The sequence below is a fragment of the Ruegeria atlantica genome (assembly GCF_013032455.1).
GTDB lineage: Bacteria > Pseudomonadota > Alphaproteobacteria > Rhodobacterales > Rhodobacteraceae > Ruegeria > Ruegeria atlantica_B.
In genome coordinates, this window is record NZ_WQCF01000002.1 from 131,313 (window position 1) to 147,216 (window position 15,904).

At 49.6% G+C, this 15,904-nt stretch carries 12 protein-coding genes; 10 read left to right on the forward strand and 2 right to left on the reverse strand.

Annotated elements, in window-relative coordinates:
* Positions 1 to 659 precede the first annotated feature (659 nt).
* Entirely contained in the window at positions 660 to 1,142 is a 483-nt protein-coding gene (locus tag GOW93_RS04675; RefSeq protein WP_170381960.1) for a hypothetical protein, read from the reverse strand.
* Positions 1,143 to 1,391: 249 nt separating this feature from the next.
* A complete protein-coding gene (locus GOW93_RS04680; protein ID WP_170381961.1) occupies positions 1,392 to 2,198 on the reverse strand; it encodes a hypothetical protein in 807 nt (268 codons plus the stop codon).
* 133 nt (positions 2,199 to 2,331) lie between these two features.
* Here GOW93_RS04680 and GOW93_RS04685 point away from each other — a divergent pair, with 133 nt between their 5' ends.
* The 10 genes from GOW93_RS04685 (at position 2,332) to GOW93_RS04730 (ending at position 15,862) form a co-directional block, all read left to right on the forward strand.
* On the forward strand, positions 2,332 to 3,462 hold the full coding sequence (locus tag GOW93_RS04685; RefSeq protein WP_170381962.1) for a DUF3800 domain-containing protein: 1,131 nt from the start codon (positions 2,332 to 2,334) through the stop codon (positions 3,460 to 3,462).
* 274 nt (positions 3,463 to 3,736) lie between these two features.
* Positions 3,737 to 5,398, forward strand: coding sequence for a DNA cytosine methyltransferase (locus GOW93_RS04690; RefSeq protein ID WP_170381963.1), 1,662 nt, complete (start codon positions 3,737 to 3,739; stop codon positions 5,396 to 5,398).
* Positions 5,391 to 5,810 carry a very short patch repair endonuclease gene (locus GOW93_RS04695; RefSeq protein ID WP_170381964.1) on the forward strand — a complete coding sequence of 140 codons (420 nt, stop codon included), beginning with the start codon at positions 5,391 to 5,393 and terminating at the stop codon, positions 5,808 to 5,810. Before GOW93_RS04690 ends, GOW93_RS04695 begins: the two co-directional genes overlap by 8 nt.
* 152 nt (positions 5,811 to 5,962) lie before the next feature.
* Positions 5,963 to 8,170, forward strand: a complete 2,208-nt coding sequence (locus GOW93_RS04700) for a sensor histidine kinase (protein ID WP_170381965.1) — start codon at positions 5,963 to 5,965, stop codon at positions 8,168 to 8,170.
* Positions 8,167 to 9,261 (forward strand): response regulator, encoded by a 1,095-nt coding sequence (locus GOW93_RS04705; RefSeq protein WP_170381966.1) that lies wholly within the window; start codon positions 8,167 to 8,169, stop codon positions 9,259 to 9,261. The genes GOW93_RS04700 and GOW93_RS04705 overlap by 4 nt, the downstream gene beginning before the upstream one ends.
* Positions 9,262 to 9,411: 150 nt before the next feature.
* A complete protein-coding gene (locus GOW93_RS04710; protein WP_170381967.1) occupies positions 9,412 to 11,127 on the forward strand; it encodes a hypothetical protein in 1,716 nt (571 codons plus the stop codon).
* A gap of 161 nt (positions 11,128 to 11,288) precedes the next feature.
* Positions 11,289 to 12,455, forward strand: coding sequence for a tyrosine-type recombinase/integrase (locus GOW93_RS04715; RefSeq protein WP_170381968.1), 1,167 nt, complete (start codon positions 11,289 to 11,291; stop codon positions 12,453 to 12,455).
* 207 nt (positions 12,456 to 12,662) lie between these two features.
* Positions 12,663 to 13,256: a hypothetical protein gene (locus tag GOW93_RS04720; RefSeq protein ID WP_170381969.1), complete on the forward strand. Its 594-nt coding sequence runs from the start codon at positions 12,663 to 12,665 to the stop codon at positions 13,254 to 13,256.
* A gap of 103 nt (positions 13,257 to 13,359) precedes the next feature.
* Complete coding sequence (locus GOW93_RS04725) at positions 13,360 to 13,581, forward strand: helix-turn-helix transcriptional regulator (protein ID WP_170381970.1); 222 nt, start codon at positions 13,360 to 13,362, stop codon at positions 13,579 to 13,581.
* On the forward strand, positions 13,571 to 15,862 hold the full coding sequence (locus tag GOW93_RS04730; protein ID WP_170381971.1) for a VapE domain-containing protein: 2,292 nt from the start codon (positions 13,571 to 13,573) through the stop codon (positions 15,860 to 15,862). Before GOW93_RS04725 ends, GOW93_RS04730 begins: the two co-directional genes overlap by 11 nt.
* Positions 15,863 to 15,904: the final 42 nt, after the last annotated feature.

A 15,904-nucleotide genomic window follows, 5' to 3' on the forward strand; every position in this document is an offset into this window, starting at 1 on the left:
GACGCATAGTAATGTGTCTCGCAGATCAGTACCTTCGTCAAAAACAAGCTTGGAGCCCTACAAAGTCAAACTGGCGGCATCAATCCGACGTTATACTTCAACAAAGTGCAAACTTCACCTTGCGAACTTATCGAAAGTTTTGGTTCCATTTCTAAATTTTATGGGTGTCAAAAGTAAGAGTGGTGCCGCATGAGGGACTTGAACCCCCGACCCATCGCTTACGAATTTTAACGTCGAGTTATTGCACGGTGGTAGACAGCGCCACAGGAAGTCTCATAAGGCTCTACAATTGCTTGACTAATTTAGGATTCGCCCTTGGACATCATCGCACAGCGTTTCAGAGCTTTTGACGACCACGCCCTACTAATGCCCTACTAACCCAATTTGTAGGACCCTACTAATTGACCCTACCCATTCGACGAGTCTGTAGGCACCTCAACAACGAACGCTCTCGCATATCTCACTTCACAAATCACCGCGTGGGACACTCAGCATCGGTTTGCCAACATCATACATTGATGTGTTAGGGTCGTTTTTGCTGATCAATTGGGAGCAATCGATAAAGCAATCTAAACAACAAAGCGGCTATGTGATTGGTGGACAGAAACCGCCCAGTCCTCGAAGGGTTGCACTGGGCGGTAAGGAGCAGCGATAGATCACTAGAGATAGCCGCGAAGCTCAAGCCTCTGCTGGAGCGGTAACATCGCCACAACCGCCTTTAGGAGTTCCAGTAGCCGACGGTCTTCGTCCATTTCTTGATCAAAAAACTGGGGCTTCAACACCATTATTCGAACTTTCTTCCTAGGCGAACGCCCCATGCCGCCAAGCCAGTCCGTTAGTTCTTCATGATAATGCTGATAGTCCGTGGTCCCCGGCTGGAGTTCATCAAAAAAATCCTTAAGGATCCACTCAGTATTGCGACCATCTAAGTCTTTGTAATTATCAAGATAAATCTTAGAATCTAGTTTCTTGTAACCGACGAACTTTGAAAAGCCGAAGCGAGGATGGTCTTTGTCACGCGTATCGACATACCAAGCGTGAACAAGGCCAAGCCTCTCAACCAACTCTGGGGATTGAGCCAACTCGGTTTGCAACCGGTCAATATTGTCCAGCGCTTGTTGAGCATCAGAAATCAAATTCATAATCAGCCTCCTTCACCTACTTCGTGGTAGGTGGCATGTGTCGGCCATCCAGTCAAGTACCACGTGGTAGATGAAGTACGAAATTTGATCGACATAAGCGAACTCGCAAAGAGACCCATCAGGAAGATGTGGTGCACTCAAATCGCCGATATAGATGGCTGCTGAGGCCCACAACGCGGCTAACATAGCGAGGAAAGCAGACAGTCACTTAATGTCCATTTTGTTGAGCGGATTGGAATATCCGACAGGTCATCGGGGTCTGGCTATTCGCTGTGCTTTTGACCGAGGTTGTGCCGATACAGGGTCGACATATTGATACAGTTCGTCGTGCCAATCCTTAACTTCGGTCTCTCCGAGTTGAGAAGCATCAAGTTCGAAACCAAGCAAGTATCGATTTCCATTGTGTGAAATCCCGACAGCAGATGCCGGTCCGGCACTTCCTAGCCGGACTATTTGGGGTGAACCGCCGGTAAACTTATCTGCGCCGGAGGCCAAATGGTCAATAAATGCCCAATAAACAGCTCGGCTCATGTATCCTTGCTGTTTGGCATGCACAGCAGCGTACATCTTCATGAAGTCATTCTCGTCAGTACCAAAAGCTCGGATGAGCATTGACTGCGCACCGCCCGTTTGAATCGCTGTAGTCTTTCCCGCCCCCTTTCCAGGCGCGAAGAAAATGGAAAAGATTTGAAGTGGTAGAGAATTCTGTCGGTCGTCGCGCGTCGCGTAAACTATCTCGACGGATCGAGTTTTAGGAAAGCTCCCAATGGTAGCATCAAGGTATGACTTGTATTTTGACACACGCAGAGCCGGATCTGGTGAGCGCGCACCTAACGATTTGGTGTCTATTGCATCTATTAGCTGCGCAAGCGCCGTTTGCGGCGGCAGCGCCTCTCCGACAAATCCGAACACATCCGGAAAAACTTTAGAGAAGAACAACTTCTTTCCGCAGTCCCAGACATTTCCCGCATCATCCCCGAACCGACTGTCAGAACAAAGATTTAGAGTCTGTCGCTTATTTTGATCGACAGATTTCCAGCAAACCATCGTAGTCATTTCAAAAATTCCATCCAGTTAGTTCCTTGTTACTAGCCCAGAGCTACCTCTTTCGGTAGTGTGAGTTCCAATTCTTGCCCGCGGCCGCTACTGAGTTTCTGGCAGAGCCCGTGCCATTAATGAGGTACTGCACATGCCGGTTGATGAAGAATCCGGGACGTTGATTTCGTTTGACGAGTCTGGCTTCACAGGCCCCGATCTACTTAACGAAGATCAGCCTTACTTTGTCTACGCTTCACACGATCTCTCGCCACCGGAAGCAAGTGAGTTCTTAGAGTCGTTAAAAACAGATTTCCGCCTTCAGGGCGGTGAACTAAAAGCCACTCGCCTCAAGAGACGCCGCGACTGGGACGAGCTATCAGATCGGATTTGCGAGATTACAGATCGAAGATCGAGAGTAATTTTTTTCGAAAAGCGCGCGGCGTTGGCTGGAAAGTTCTTTGAGTACTTCTTCGAACCTGTATTGTCCGAGAACAACCTTGCTTTCTATCGTATCGATTTTCACCGCTACATGATGAATGCAATCCTCTTCCTGATGCGAGACAGTGGCACAGACTATTCTGGGCTAAGCACCCAAATGCAGGCATTTATGCGCTCATTTAGGCCGGCTGACGCACCAGATTTGTTCGGCGCAAACGGCCAACATCATATCGTGATGGAAAGGATTCAGAGTTTTTGCGTGGGATATGCGGATCGAATTGCTGCTGAAACGGAACATCTACGCCCGGGGAATGATGAAACGGGGAAATGGGCGCTGGACCTAACTTCGACGTCTCTATTCAGTTTGCTGTTTCAGTGGTGGGGGCATCGCCATCCAAGACTTCAGGTCCTGTGCGACGACTCAAAACCGCTTACTCAGATGGCGGACCATTTCAATGCTTGGGTCGGTCAAGATCAATCGGTTCCGGTAACTAATGGTCGAACGTCTATCGAACTCCGGGGGAACCTCGTTGCTCCAATCGAGTTTGGATCTTCAGAAGAACATCCGACTATCCAGTTGGCAGACCTACTAGCTGGCATGACTGTAGATTTCTGCAATCGAAAGGGAGGTGCACCAAGTGGCATCCAGAAATGGGTTCTGAGAAACTGCATGTGGTCTCATTCGGTCGAGTTCGATCCCGAATTGGTACGAAAGGGAAATCCCACCGTTAGAGTGGGTAGGGAGCTATTAAAGGAGTTGGCTCTTAAAGCCGAAAGAGGAGATGATCCGCTGGATCAGATCGGATCGTTCATCGAGAGAACCCGCGCAAGGTTCGAAGCTTAGTTGTGCACGCCCAAATGGGGCAGCGCATTGAACCTAAGTCCACTTGGTGGAAGCGCGAACGGTTTTATTTGACAGTTTTGCATCAAACGTCTGGCTCGAAATCGAAGAAAATCGGCTGTGTTGACCGCAAACAGCAAACCGGAGCATTTCTGTGATGGCGGTATCCCGCCCCCAATCTATTGACCGGTTCTCAAAAATTTACATGCCCCGCGTTTCTGACCTGGCAGAACAGCTCATTACATGATCTACTGCGCAAAAAGACTGCACCCGATACATGCACATACCATTTATTGACATCTTTGCTGGCCCTGGCGGCTTAGGAGAAGGGTTTTCGCGATTTGGATCCTTCCGTGGCAGGGACGTTCACTTTCAATCGCGTTTATCAATCGAGAAAGACGCAGTCGCCTCGAAAACGTTATCTCTTCGTGCATTTGTGCATCAATTTGAGGGCTCTGATCTCCCCGAAGAATACTACAGGGTCATTCGTGGTCAGGCCGAATTGTATGAGCTGCGTAAGTATGACCAGTGGGAAGCGGCGCAAGGCCGCGTATGGAATGCAGAACTCGGCAGGGTAGCGGAAGCTTCTCTTCATCTGCGTATCAGAGAGGCTCTGAGTGGCGCCAAGCAATGGGTATTGCTTGGCGGTCCTCCTTGCCAAGCCTATTCCCTTGTAGGTCGGTCCCGTATGACTGGATTGGGTGCAGTCCTTTCTCACGACGACCTAGACGAAGATAGTATCAAGCGGATCGAAACTGATCGTCTGAATAAGTTCTATAACGATCACAGGCATAGGCTGTATCGAGAATACCTCAGAATAGTTGCAGTCCACCAGCCATCTGTTTTCGTGATGGAGAATGTGAAGGGGTTGTTATCTTCTCGGATACCAGACCCAGAGCGCGCTGACGAATTCATTCCCGTGTTCAAACAGATGAGAGAAGACCTTTCGAACCCGTGGACTGCGCTCGAAAACGACGAGCTTTTTGACGAGTTGGATGGGTTTCGTCAGGGAAAGAGGTACCGATACAAGCTTTTTTCCTTTGTTCTTCCTCGTGAAGACGACGTTGAACTTCGTGATAGAGATTTTCTAATACGGTGCGAAAACTTTGGTATCCCGCAAGCCCGCCACCGTGTGATTATCCTAGGCCTCAGAGAGGACATTGAGGGCACACCTGCGAGTCTAACCCCACTCAACTCTGTTGACCTTCGGAGTGTTTTGGGCGGATTGCCTCGTTTGCGAAGTGGTGTCTCTCGAGTTTCTGACAACGCTCAAAATTGGCTGGGTGCATTAAGATTTGAGCTGGATCAATGCGACAGGGACACACTAAACGCGCTGGGCATCCTCGAGAAGTATGAAAGCATCTCGCAGCGAACCAAAACGGACTTAGAACGTGGTGATGCCTTTTTGCCCCATGTGACGAAAGCAAAAGCCAGTTCAGAGCTAACGCGATGGCTGGCAGACGAACGACTGGAGGGCATTATTCAGCATGAAACTCGAACTCACATGGCCTCCGATCTGAGACGCTATCTTTTTGCGGCGTTGGCAACTGAGAAACTCGGTAGTACACCGAAACTGCAACATTGGCCCGAAGGATTTCTCCCTTCCCACCGCAATATAAGGGACGCCAAAACAAACAAAGTCAAAGTAAGGGGGTTCGGTGATCGGTTTCGCGTGCAAGCGATGCAGCTACCATCAACGACGATAACGTCCCATATTTCCAAGGACGGGCACTACTATATCCATCCTGACCCTGAGCAATGTCGAAGCCTTACTGTTCGGGAAGCAGCGCGCCTTCAAACGTTTCCAGATAACTACTATTTTGTTGGCAACCGCACACAACAGTATCAGCAAGTCGGCAATGCAGTGCCACCATTTCTAGCCCTGCAACTTGCCAGCATAGTTTCTGAGCTATTTGATCCAGAGAATGCAGATGGTTGATGTGCATTCACGTAAGCAGCGTGCGTTCAATATGTCCCGAATAAGGGGGCAAGACACCAAACCGGAAACGGCTCTACGCTCTCGGTTGCACAAAGAGGGGTTTCGCTTCCGCAAGAATGTGAAGGGCTTACCGGGAACGCCCGACATCGTTCTACCCAAATACAAGACTGTCATATTTGTGCATGGGTGTTTCTGGCATCGGCATCGAGATTGCCGCTTCGCTACGACACCAAAAACTAATACAGAGTTTTGGGAACTGAAGTTTCGCGACACTATCGCGCGGGACAAAAAACAGGTTCAACTCCTAGAGAGCCTGGGTTGGAAAACCATAACGATATGGGAATGCAGTATTAATGATGATCTTGACCGAACGATCGATCGGATAAAAATTCAACTAAAATGTGATCACTAATTTGCCGCCGACCCCGAAAAACACTTCGACCACTACCTACTATTCAAGAACAAGTGTCAATTTTTCTTATGCACTATACTTCGAATTGGTTTTGACGAAACGGCAAGGGATGAAGGTCTTTGGGCAAAAATTTGGAAGTTGCGGAGGCAAACTTGGAAGAAACTGAAAAGAACGTTCTACGCTTTCACCCCAAGGCAAGGATTATCCGGACAATTGGTGATCAACTCATCAGCGGACCGGAAGCTGCGGTCATTGAGTTGGTGAAAAACGCATATGATGCGGATGCCACCTATGTTGCGATCAAGTTTGCTCCACCGCTGGAGAAGGGTGATGGTAGGATCTCGATTTCAGATGATGGTCACGGTATGGCGCTTTCTGACATTCAGACAAAGTGGATGGAACCGGCAACATCGTCCAAACTTAAGTCTAGGCATTCACCTAAGAAGAAAAGAATAATGATGGGGTCGAAGGGTATCGGCAGATTTGCCGCGGCGAAGCTTGGCCAAACGATGTCGCTTGTTTCAACTACGTCATTGAACGATCAAGGCGTTTCGATACTGATTCCTGAGCTAGATTGGAACATATTTAATGACGATGTATACCTGTCTGATATTGAGATCGACTATCTAGAGCAATCGACCGATGGTCCTACTGGAACAACCATAGAAATTAACCGGTTGCACGAGGATTGGACCAAAGAAAGGCTAGCCAAACTCCACCAAGAACTACGGCGTTTATTGTCTCCCTTTTTGGTCCGAAGTGAAGACCAAGAAGACTTTAAAGTATACATGGACTTGTCCGAGTGTACGCCTAAAACATGTGGCTTCGACGGTAACGAAATCCTTGGCGATGCCGAACCCGGAAGCGAGGGTGTTGTATATACTGGGCCCGGAAAGAGAATTCACCCCTTTGCGCTACTGACGGCTTGCGACTATCAGCTGACCGGCACACTGGAAGCCGACGGGTCATTCAAAGGTGAGTTTATTAATCATCGTGCTGGACAGGGGGCACAAGAAATTGTGCTGCCTGGAACCGGAATTGCGCAGAAAAGTTCTCCAGGACAGGTAGGGGTTCAGCTTTATGTGTTTGATCGTGAGTCAGACGCCGTAAAAAGTAACATGAGAAACGCAGGCCTTGGGGACATGTCAGCCAACGAAGCCAAACAGGTTCTGAACCGCATTTCCGGGGTCAGCATCTATAGACAAGGTTTCAGAATCAGACCTTACGGTGACGAAGCGAACGACTGGCTCGCACTGGATACGCGGCGCGTTCAAAACCCATCTCTGCGAATTGGGCACAACCAAATTGCAGGCTATCTCAAGGTTGGCAGCGAAGAAGAATCTAATCTCTTTGAGCGCAGTAGCCGCGAAGGGTTTGAAGACAACGAAGCCTTCATGAATTTGACAAATTCCGTCAAGAGACTTCTTGCAGCGGAGTTGGAGCCGCGCCGCTTCGACTTTCGAGATAAAGCGGGGATTGCTCGATCGCGCAACGGCACATTTGATGAGCTGAAAGAGCTTTCCGAACTTAAACGCGTGCGAAAATTTTTAAAGTTACTTGACCCCAACGAACAAGAAAAAGCCGAGCGTATCATAGATGCTGAAAGTGAGAGACTTTCCGCGCGCATCGAAGGAATGCGTGAGCGGCAGCGAGTGCTTGAAGCAAAATCCTCGTTAGGGGCTATTCTTGCTGAGGTATTGCATGAAGGGCGCCCCGAAGCAGCTTACGTTCAAAACACTTCGGAGAAACTACAACTGCGATTGAAAGCGCTGTTGTCTGCTTCTGGTACCGCCAAAGATGATGCCCATAGGTTTTATCAGAAAAAAATTCCAAACTTGAAGGCTTCTGGTGACAAGCTCGCTATGCTTTTTAACCGATTGAGCCCTCTAGCTGGGGGACGGCGGCAACAACCTTCGCATTTCTATCCGATGGAAGTCATTCGTGATGCAGTTGAGCTTTTTGATGGACATCACATTGAAACATCGTTTGAAACTGAAGCTCCTGGTCTAAAATTGTTCGGCCATCCAGAAGACTTGACAACCGCAATTGTGAATCTCACTGGAAATTCTATTCACTGGCTGGAAGACAAGAAGATCGCGGATCCCAAAATTAGCGTGATTGTGACGCGTACAGAAGAGGGTGGGCATATATTTTTCGAAGACAATGGCCACGGTGTCCCGCAGGAATTTGCAGAGCGAATATTTGAGGTTCGTTTCACATTAAAAGACGGTGGCACCGGACTTGGTTTGAACATAGCACGCGAGGCTTTGGCACGATCAGGTGCAAGCCTAAAATTCCATTCGGAACATCGTTCCGGCACGCTCTTTGAGATTGTCTTTCCAGCGGAGATCGAAAATTGAATAAAAAGACATTGCTTGCAGTTGAAGACGAAGCACGCATGGTTGAATTACTTGAAGATGCGGTTGCTGATTGGAATGAAGCAAACCACGATCAGAACATAGTTCTCGAGCCTTTAATCGCTAATGACCTAGCATCTGCTTACAACATTATTCGGCAGCGAAAGATAGACTGTGCACTTGTCGATCTTCGATTGCCAGAAGATCCAGATACACCCGGCACCTCTGCCGACCGCGGAAACCAATTAACAAGTGATCTGCTGTTTAAATGCGGGATACCAGTAGCTATCGTTTCCGGTTATTCAGCGGAAGTGGAGCCAGAACTCCGTCAAACCGGTATCATTCGGACGTTCACAAAAGCACAACATGCCTACGACGAAGCCATTTCTTGGATAACAAACCATTGGGACCTCATGGATACTCTGAAGGCTGTCCGTGAGAAGCTGGAACAATCTACAAGCGAAGTGTTTGCTAGGCGGATATGGCCGAACTGGGAGACAATGAAGGATGCGTTCCAAGGTGAAACAGACGCTTTGGTTACTGCGGTCTCTCGGCAATATGCCAGCCACACAGCGGAGTTCTTAGGCGCCGATGACGATTCAACTTGGCATCCTTATGAAAGCTATATTGTTCCCTCATATTTGTCGAAACGCGCCCACACAGGAGACATCTTTGACTTCGAGGACGGCCGATGGATTATTTTAACGCCACAATGCGATATGGCTAACGGTAAGGCGACGAATGTCCTCTTGGCCTCATGCAAAGTCGGGGTTGACAATTGGGGTGAAAAAAAAGCCCGCGTGCGTGATGCCCAAAACCATGCGCAAAAAGAAAAGCATTCAAAATATTTTCGTGATTTAGTGAATCAGAACATCCCTCAGTCACGCCACTTTCTTCCACCTATTCCTGGCGAAAACGAAGCTTGCTTAGTGGACTTTCAAAAGCTCAAAACAACCTCATACGAAGAACTCAGCAATCTGCTTGCTAATCGCAAGGCTTCGCTCGCCCCTGCCTTTCTAAGCAACTTGGTACAGAGATTTGGTGCATTTATGAGTAGAACAGGCCAACCAAATATAGACGTTGATCACTTTTGAACGTTACCGGTGTGTCGGAGTGTTTTTCGAACAAGTTTTTGGAGAGGGATTACCCATTTGATCGCAAGAGTAAAATAGGCCGCAAACATTCGGCGACACCGCTAGATTTAGAAGTTTTATACATGCAGATCCAGCTGAAACTACAAAGCAATGAACTCAAGCAACGTAGCTGAAACATTAGAAAGGCTTGCCCTTCAAGAGTATTCTTCAGTAGAGCATGAGCTTTCCCGTACTTCCAACATTTCCGCCACCTCTATCCTGATTGGGGCATGCCAAGCACTCGACTACTGGTTGTTGGTCGACAACTTTCTTGAGGACGCCAAGTCTTCGCTTTCTGTGCCTGATATGAGCCTTGTATCCCGAGGTTGGAATCCGCTGCTAAAACTCTTGCAAGGACGAGTGGGCAAGCAAACTGGTGTCCCAGTATCATCAGTGGGCTCGAAACAATTCCAGGCCAGCACAACGCTTCTCCACCAACTTGGGCGCAGCGTAATCCTAAAGAAAACAGCTGAGCTCGTTAGGCACGGCAACTTTTCTGCTGAGCATTCTGGCCAAGAGATACGCGTTAGAATGTTGCTCTCCACAGAAAACGATCTGTTTTCAGATAGGATTGATGACTTTAAATGGCGCGATCTAGAACAACGAAAGAAGAAGCTAGAGATTGAGAGAAAGCTCCTCACTGTATGGCAACAAGAGGACATTCAGGAGGAGATGTCACAAGTAGTTCATCCATTTAAAATGCCTCATGGTACTATCGTAGGGTACGCCACGACACCAGAGATCGATGAGCATTTCGCAAGTTTGGTATTACCCCAAGTTTCAGAATGGCAACGTCAAAGTGGCCTCTTTCCCCAGGCTCGTATCCGAGGGCTAAAGGGGGCAGATATCGCCTCTATTCTTGGTCTATGCATGAGCTCTCGTCTGAGCCACAGTCAACTTGTAGCGGTTGGGAAAAAGAAATTTGATGAAGTCAACTACTGGCTAGCTAATACTGTATGGAAGCCAAAGTCAGAGATTGTATCTTCATTGGCCAACTTCGCAAATCTTGATCCATTTATTGTTTCAACAATTGTTGATCGGTCGACATATGGTGTTGCTCCAAACGTCGATCTGTCATCCGATGTAACACCAGTCTGTCCCCCGTTCATTAAGATCTCCAAAGAATACCTTTTGGAACCCATGTCATTTTTATTTTCTAATCCACTTGATACCTTCAAGAAGTTGAACAACGACGCTCCTACAAAGAATTCAGTTCGCATTCATCGAGAAGCCCAGATGGCTGAAGAAATTCACAACCTGTTTGAAGGGAACAGATATCGTCGGTTACAAAGTCGTGCCCGCTTGAAACGAAACGGAAAGACTATAACGGATATTGATGCAGCTGTTTTAGATGTTATGACGGGTGAAATTGGCCTCTTTCAACTAAAGTGGCAAGAATTTAACGGAGCCAATAATAGGCAGCAAATTAGTAGGTCCCGAAACTTCGTGGATCAGGTTGATACTTGGTCAAGTAAGGTTCAGGAATGGATAGTATTAGAGGGAACCGAGCGTCTACTGAAGAGTCTACAGTTTCCGGTTGTTAATACGACCCCCAACAATGTCTACTTGTTTGCCATCGGTCAACAGGCGGCGCGCTTTTCGTCATTTGGCTTCCCTCAAAGAAATTCAAATACTGCACCGGCCACAATGAATCAATTTGTCCGATTGCGCTTGGAAATGGGGCACGTACAGAACACAGTAGCAGAATTATTCAAGCGCATCCGAAGTGAAACCCGTTCATCACCTATCCTGACACCTATCCCCTACAATATGACTTCTGGTGAGTACTCCATTCATTTTGAAGACATGTGGAACTCCTTCGAATAGTGTCAATCTGATTTGACGTCATAGATAAAATTTGACCCGCTTTCGTAGCAGTCGCTTTCATTGTTACTGAGCGCACTGCACCAGATTTCATAACTCGATGAAAAGTCGAGCTTTTTATCTGAGTATGCTTATAATGACATGTGGCCATAAGGAGGGTCACAATGCCAAATCTACGTCTTACACGTCGTGCCGTTGATGATATCCCATTTCCGCACAGCGGTCAGGTTTTCTACCGCGACACTATGCTTTCAGGTTTTGGCCTACGGGTCGGCGCCAATTCCAAGGTGTTCTTTGCCGAGGGGCAGGTGAACCGACGCACACGCCGCGTCACAATAGGCCGGGCGGATGTATTCGCACCCGAGATCGCCCGCAAGAAGGCGTTGGTCATTCTCGGTGAAATGGCCGAAGGGCGTGATCCTAACGCCGAAAAACGTAAGGAAAAACAGGAGCGGGTCACCTTGGAATTGGCCAAGGATCGGTTCTTCGAGACGCGCAACACTTTGTCACCCAGTACAGTGGAACACTACAGGCGGACCGTACAACTGTATCTCAAAGCGTGGCGCAAACTGGAGATGAAGGAAATTACCCGTCAGATGGTGCTTAAGAAGCATCAGGATATCGGCAAGAAACATGGGAAAACCACCGCCAACAACGTGATGCGGCACTTTCGCTCTCTCTACAATTTCACGTCTGCAACTCAGGATGATTATCCGCCTAATCCGGTGCAAATCCTGACCCAAGCGCGGGCATGGTTTAAGGATCAGCGCCGTCAGACTGTCGTGACTTCGGCTGATTTGCCTGCTTGGTGGAAAGCCGTGATGGCGGAGCCGGACTACTCCCGGGACTTCCTGCTTACAACCCTGTTCACAGGAATGCGCCGCAGCGAGGTGTTGAAACTGCGCTGGGACAACGTGGACCTGTCTGCAAAGACGCTTCACCTGCCGACGACCAAGAACGGCGACCCCTTGACCCTGCCTTTGTCAGAGTTTCTGGTGGACCTATTGGCCCAACGGCGTGAATTGAACAAAGGCTCCCCTTGGGTATTCCCCGGACCGGGTAAGACCGGTCATCTTGTCGAAACGAAGAAGTTCCTCCAGCGAGTCACCGCAGGGTCTGGTGTCAGTTTCACCCTGCACGACCTGCGACGCACCTTCATCACCATCGCTGAGAGCCTTGACGTGCCCTACTATGCGCTCAAGCGCTTGCTTAATCACCGGACCAATGGCGATGTGACCGGAGGCTATATCGTGGTGAACGTTGAGCGTCTGCGGGAACCGGTCGAACTGGTGGCGCAGCGCATCTTGGAGCTGAAAGAGCCGCGCGACTGATCGTGCGGTGACCCCGCCCCATCGACGGCTGTCAGGATACCCAGCGGGACGGCGTGTCCCGCTCCGACGGAATCCGTGAGCGTCCTTGACCACACAATTTGCGAAAAGCATGTGTTTTACGGGTGATCATTCGGTTGCACCCTCGCGCGTGCGCGCGCGATGTATCAAGCCGATGCACAACCATTCTAAATGATGGGGAGACTTGGGATGTCCGACGAAGATTTCAACCAGACCGAAGAAGACTATGAAAGTTATTCAGTCGGCACATTATTTGGCCGCTCGTTTCTGGAAAAGCTGCTCTTGGCAATCATTAAAGCCCATCCAATTGGAGAAGATACACCAGAATCCCGTCTCAGAAATGCAATGCGCGCCCTTACGGGAGAGAATTCAAAGGCAAGAGTTGTTGCTCAGGACGGAGATTTGCCTGCGCTGTTGTTTATGGGTCATGAACATCATGTCGACAAAGGAAATAAATTCCTTTGGGTCATGAAGCACCGCAGAGAGAAGAACCCGCCCAAGCCACCCAAAATTCGCAAAGATTTGGCTCTCGCTAAGGAGGCAACCGACAAATTCTTCAATCCACCTAACGAACAGGCGAGGAAAGCGATCTACGACCGTCTTCGTGAGAAGTTCAGCGGCAGCTATTATCGGAAGCGGGGTAAAGGTGAAGGGATCAATTTCCGCGAGTATTTTGTTTATCAGGCCGTTGAGCACGACTACGTCGCGGAAACATTGGAAGCACAAAGTCTTGATTTAATTTGCAAAGAACTGCGGGAAAATGGGGTAAAAACGAGTCGCTAGTCAAAACACTCGTGTTGCGAATTAAATGGGAATTGTTTCGCAACACCGATCGTCAGGTGGTTGGCAATGTCCTCGTCATCATACGATGACAAAGGAGGACAAAATGTCCAAACAATCTGAACTTCTGACAACCAAGCAGTTGCCGGAAATCACCGGCCTCAGCGCGAGCTACTTCGAGAAAGGCCGCGGTCTCGGCTACGGCCCCCGTTTCATTCGGGTCAATTCCGGGGGCCGCTCGGGTAAAATTCTCTACCGCCGGGTAGACGTTGAAAACTGGCTGTCTGATCTGACCTGTGAGCCGCAGGGAGGCGCGGATGTCCAGTAACCTTCGCCCCGATCCCAACAAGGCCATCGCATTCTTGCGGTGGCTGACCATTGGAGCAAAGCTCTATCTGGAAAACATGAACAGCCAAGGGGCATCCCGCCCCAAGGGTAAGACTTATCTGCAAGGAGACGATACAGCCGCAATCCAGTTCGTGGCGAGCAATAACAACGATCAATGGCAGCGCAATCTGTACTTCGTCGCGGACGCCGAGTTTCTTGCCGGACCTCGTAAGAAGGAAAACCTGACCGCAGTTCGCTTTTTGCATGTCGACCTGGATCACAAGGACTATCCAGGAGGAGAGAAGGAACAAGACGAACGGATTTTGAACCTCCTGTTCGAAGTAGAACATCGTCCGAAGGGCATTCCGCATCCCACTGCCATTTGGTTTACGGGAGGTGGATACCAAGCCGTGTGGCGTTTGGCTGAACCGATTTCGATTGCGGAGGCCGAAGAACTGAACCGCGCCCTTTTGTTCGCGCTGCAGGGCGGGGCAGGTACTCACGACGCGGGGCGCTTGCTGCGTCTGCCTTGGACTATGAACTGGCTGAACGACAAGAAACGCGCGTCCGGACGCGCTCCGAAGGTGGCTGTTCATTTGCACCCGGCGCATTTTGACGAACCGCCCGTTTCTTATTCGGTGAATGATTTCGATCTGCCTCGTGCCGAACGCGAACCGAAGCTTCCGTTGGTTCCCGCAGCCAATTCGGGCGCTCAGCTTGAAATCCGTGCCGAGCCTCTGCCGGATGACTTGAGCGAGATTGTTCCCCCAGACGAGAAATGGGCGAAAGTGATCATGACTGGGAAGAACCCTCCGAATAAGCCTTATGGATCTCGCTCCGAGTTGGTATTCGCGGCGACACTTTGGATGCTCGGCAAGGGAATGAAACCGGGCCACGTGGTCTCCATCATTACCGACCCCGATTTCGGCATCAGTGCCCACGTTCTCGACAACCCGAATCCGCTGAAATACGGGATACGTCAGGTTCAGCGCGCGCTGACTGTTCTGGAAACCAAGATTGGTGGCTGGCCTGCCGTCAATAAGGACGGTTTCCCTTATGCTCACAATCCGAAGAATATTCGTTACGCTTTCGCGCAATTGGGGATTCATGCACAACGGAACTTGTTTACCCAAACGGATGAAGTTTCTGGTTTTCAACTCGGCGGGCGCGATCTCAATGATATCGGTGAGATTTTGTGCAGCGCATTTAGCCGTGATCTCAACTTCGTCGCCAGCCCTGCAGCTATCAAGCGCGAACTGATTTCTGTCGCCCACGAAAACCGGTTCCATCCTGTAATTGAATATCTTGATGATCTGGTATGGGATGGCGTACCGCGCATTGACCGTTGGTTGGCCACCTATTGTGGGGCGAACGATAACGAACTGAACGCCGAGTTTGGCAGCAAGTTCCTGATCGCAGGCGTCCGTCGGATCAAACAGCCGGGTGTTAAGTTCGATACGATGCTCGTGCTTGAAGGTGCGCAAGGTGCGGGTAAGTCCCAGTTGGCAGTGAAGTTAGCCATCCGGGATGAATGGTTCTGTGGCAGTCTGGATCTCAAGAGCGATGACAAAACAAAGGCCGAGTTGTTGTCTCGCGCCTGGATTGTGGAATGTCAGGAACTGGACGGTCTGAACAAGACCACCAGCCAGAGCCTTAAGAAGTTTCTCAGCACCGCGATCGATCTATTCCGCGCAGCCTATGCGCGCAACGCCACGGAGTTTCGCCGCCATTGCATAATCCTGGGTACCACAAACGATTTCAGATACCTGCGCGACCTGACAGGTAATCGTCGGATTTGGCCTGTCGCAGCTGGCGAGATCGACATGAAAGGCTTTTTTGCGGACGTAGACCAACTTTGGGCAGAGGCGGTTGTTAGGGAACGCCAAGGTGGTTCTATCGTTCTATCCAAACACCTGTGGGAAGAGGCTAGGCGTGTCCAAGGCTTCCGCATGGTGGAAGATGAATTTGCCGAGGTTTTGATCGACAACTTTGACGGCCGTACTGGCAAGGTTTCGATGGACAGCATCAAGCTTTTGCTGAATCTCGACACTTCTCGGATGTCGCCTGACAATGCCCGCCGGATTAACGCGGCTATGGAACGTCTCGGTTGGGAATTTGGCACCCATCGCCTGCACGATCTCGCTGGCAAGAACCATCGGCCCAGAAAGGGGTTCGCACGTGGCACACCAGATGAGCGTTCCCAAGAGATATACGTGACCCAGAATCAGGGCGGAGCGGTTGTGGTTGAATATCGGAAGGGGCCACCGGATATACCTTTTTGATGCGAATGGTGCAGGCGACGTTACTTGTTACCTGCACCTAAA

Coding starts and splice junctions, on each gene's coding strand:
- GOW93_RS04725 (WP_170381970.1), top strand. CDS start 13,360: ATGTCCAAACAATCTGAACTTCTGACAACCAAGCAGTTGCCGGAAATC.
- GOW93_RS04690 (WP_170381963.1), top strand. CDS start 3,737: ATGCACATACCATTTATTGACATCTTTGCTGGCCCTGGCGGCTTAGGA.
- GOW93_RS04710 (WP_170381967.1), top strand. CDS start 9,412: ATGAACTCAAGCAACGTAGCTGAAACATTAGAAAGGCTTGCCCTTCAA.
- GOW93_RS04715 (WP_170381968.1), top strand. CDS start 11,289: ATGCCAAATCTACGTCTTACACGTCGTGCCGTTGATGATATCCCATTT.
- GOW93_RS04720 (WP_170381969.1), top strand. CDS start 12,663: ATGTCCGACGAAGATTTCAACCAGACCGAAGAAGACTATGAAAGTTAT.
- GOW93_RS04695 (WP_170381964.1), top strand. CDS start 5,391: ATGGTTGATGTGCATTCACGTAAGCAGCGTGCGTTCAATATGTCCCGA.
- GOW93_RS04730 (WP_170381971.1), top strand. CDS start 13,571: ATGTCCAGTAACCTTCGCCCCGATCCCAACAAGGCCATCGCATTCTTG.
- GOW93_RS04675 (WP_170381960.1), bottom strand. CDS start 1,142: ATGAATTTGATTTCTGATGCTCAACAAGCGCTGGACAATATTGACCGG.
- GOW93_RS04680 (WP_170381961.1), bottom strand. CDS start 2,198: ATGACTACGATGGTTTGCTGGAAATCTGTCGATCAAAATAAGCGACAG.
- GOW93_RS04685 (WP_170381962.1), top strand. CDS start 2,332: ATGCCGGTTGATGAAGAATCCGGGACGTTGATTTCGTTTGACGAGTCT.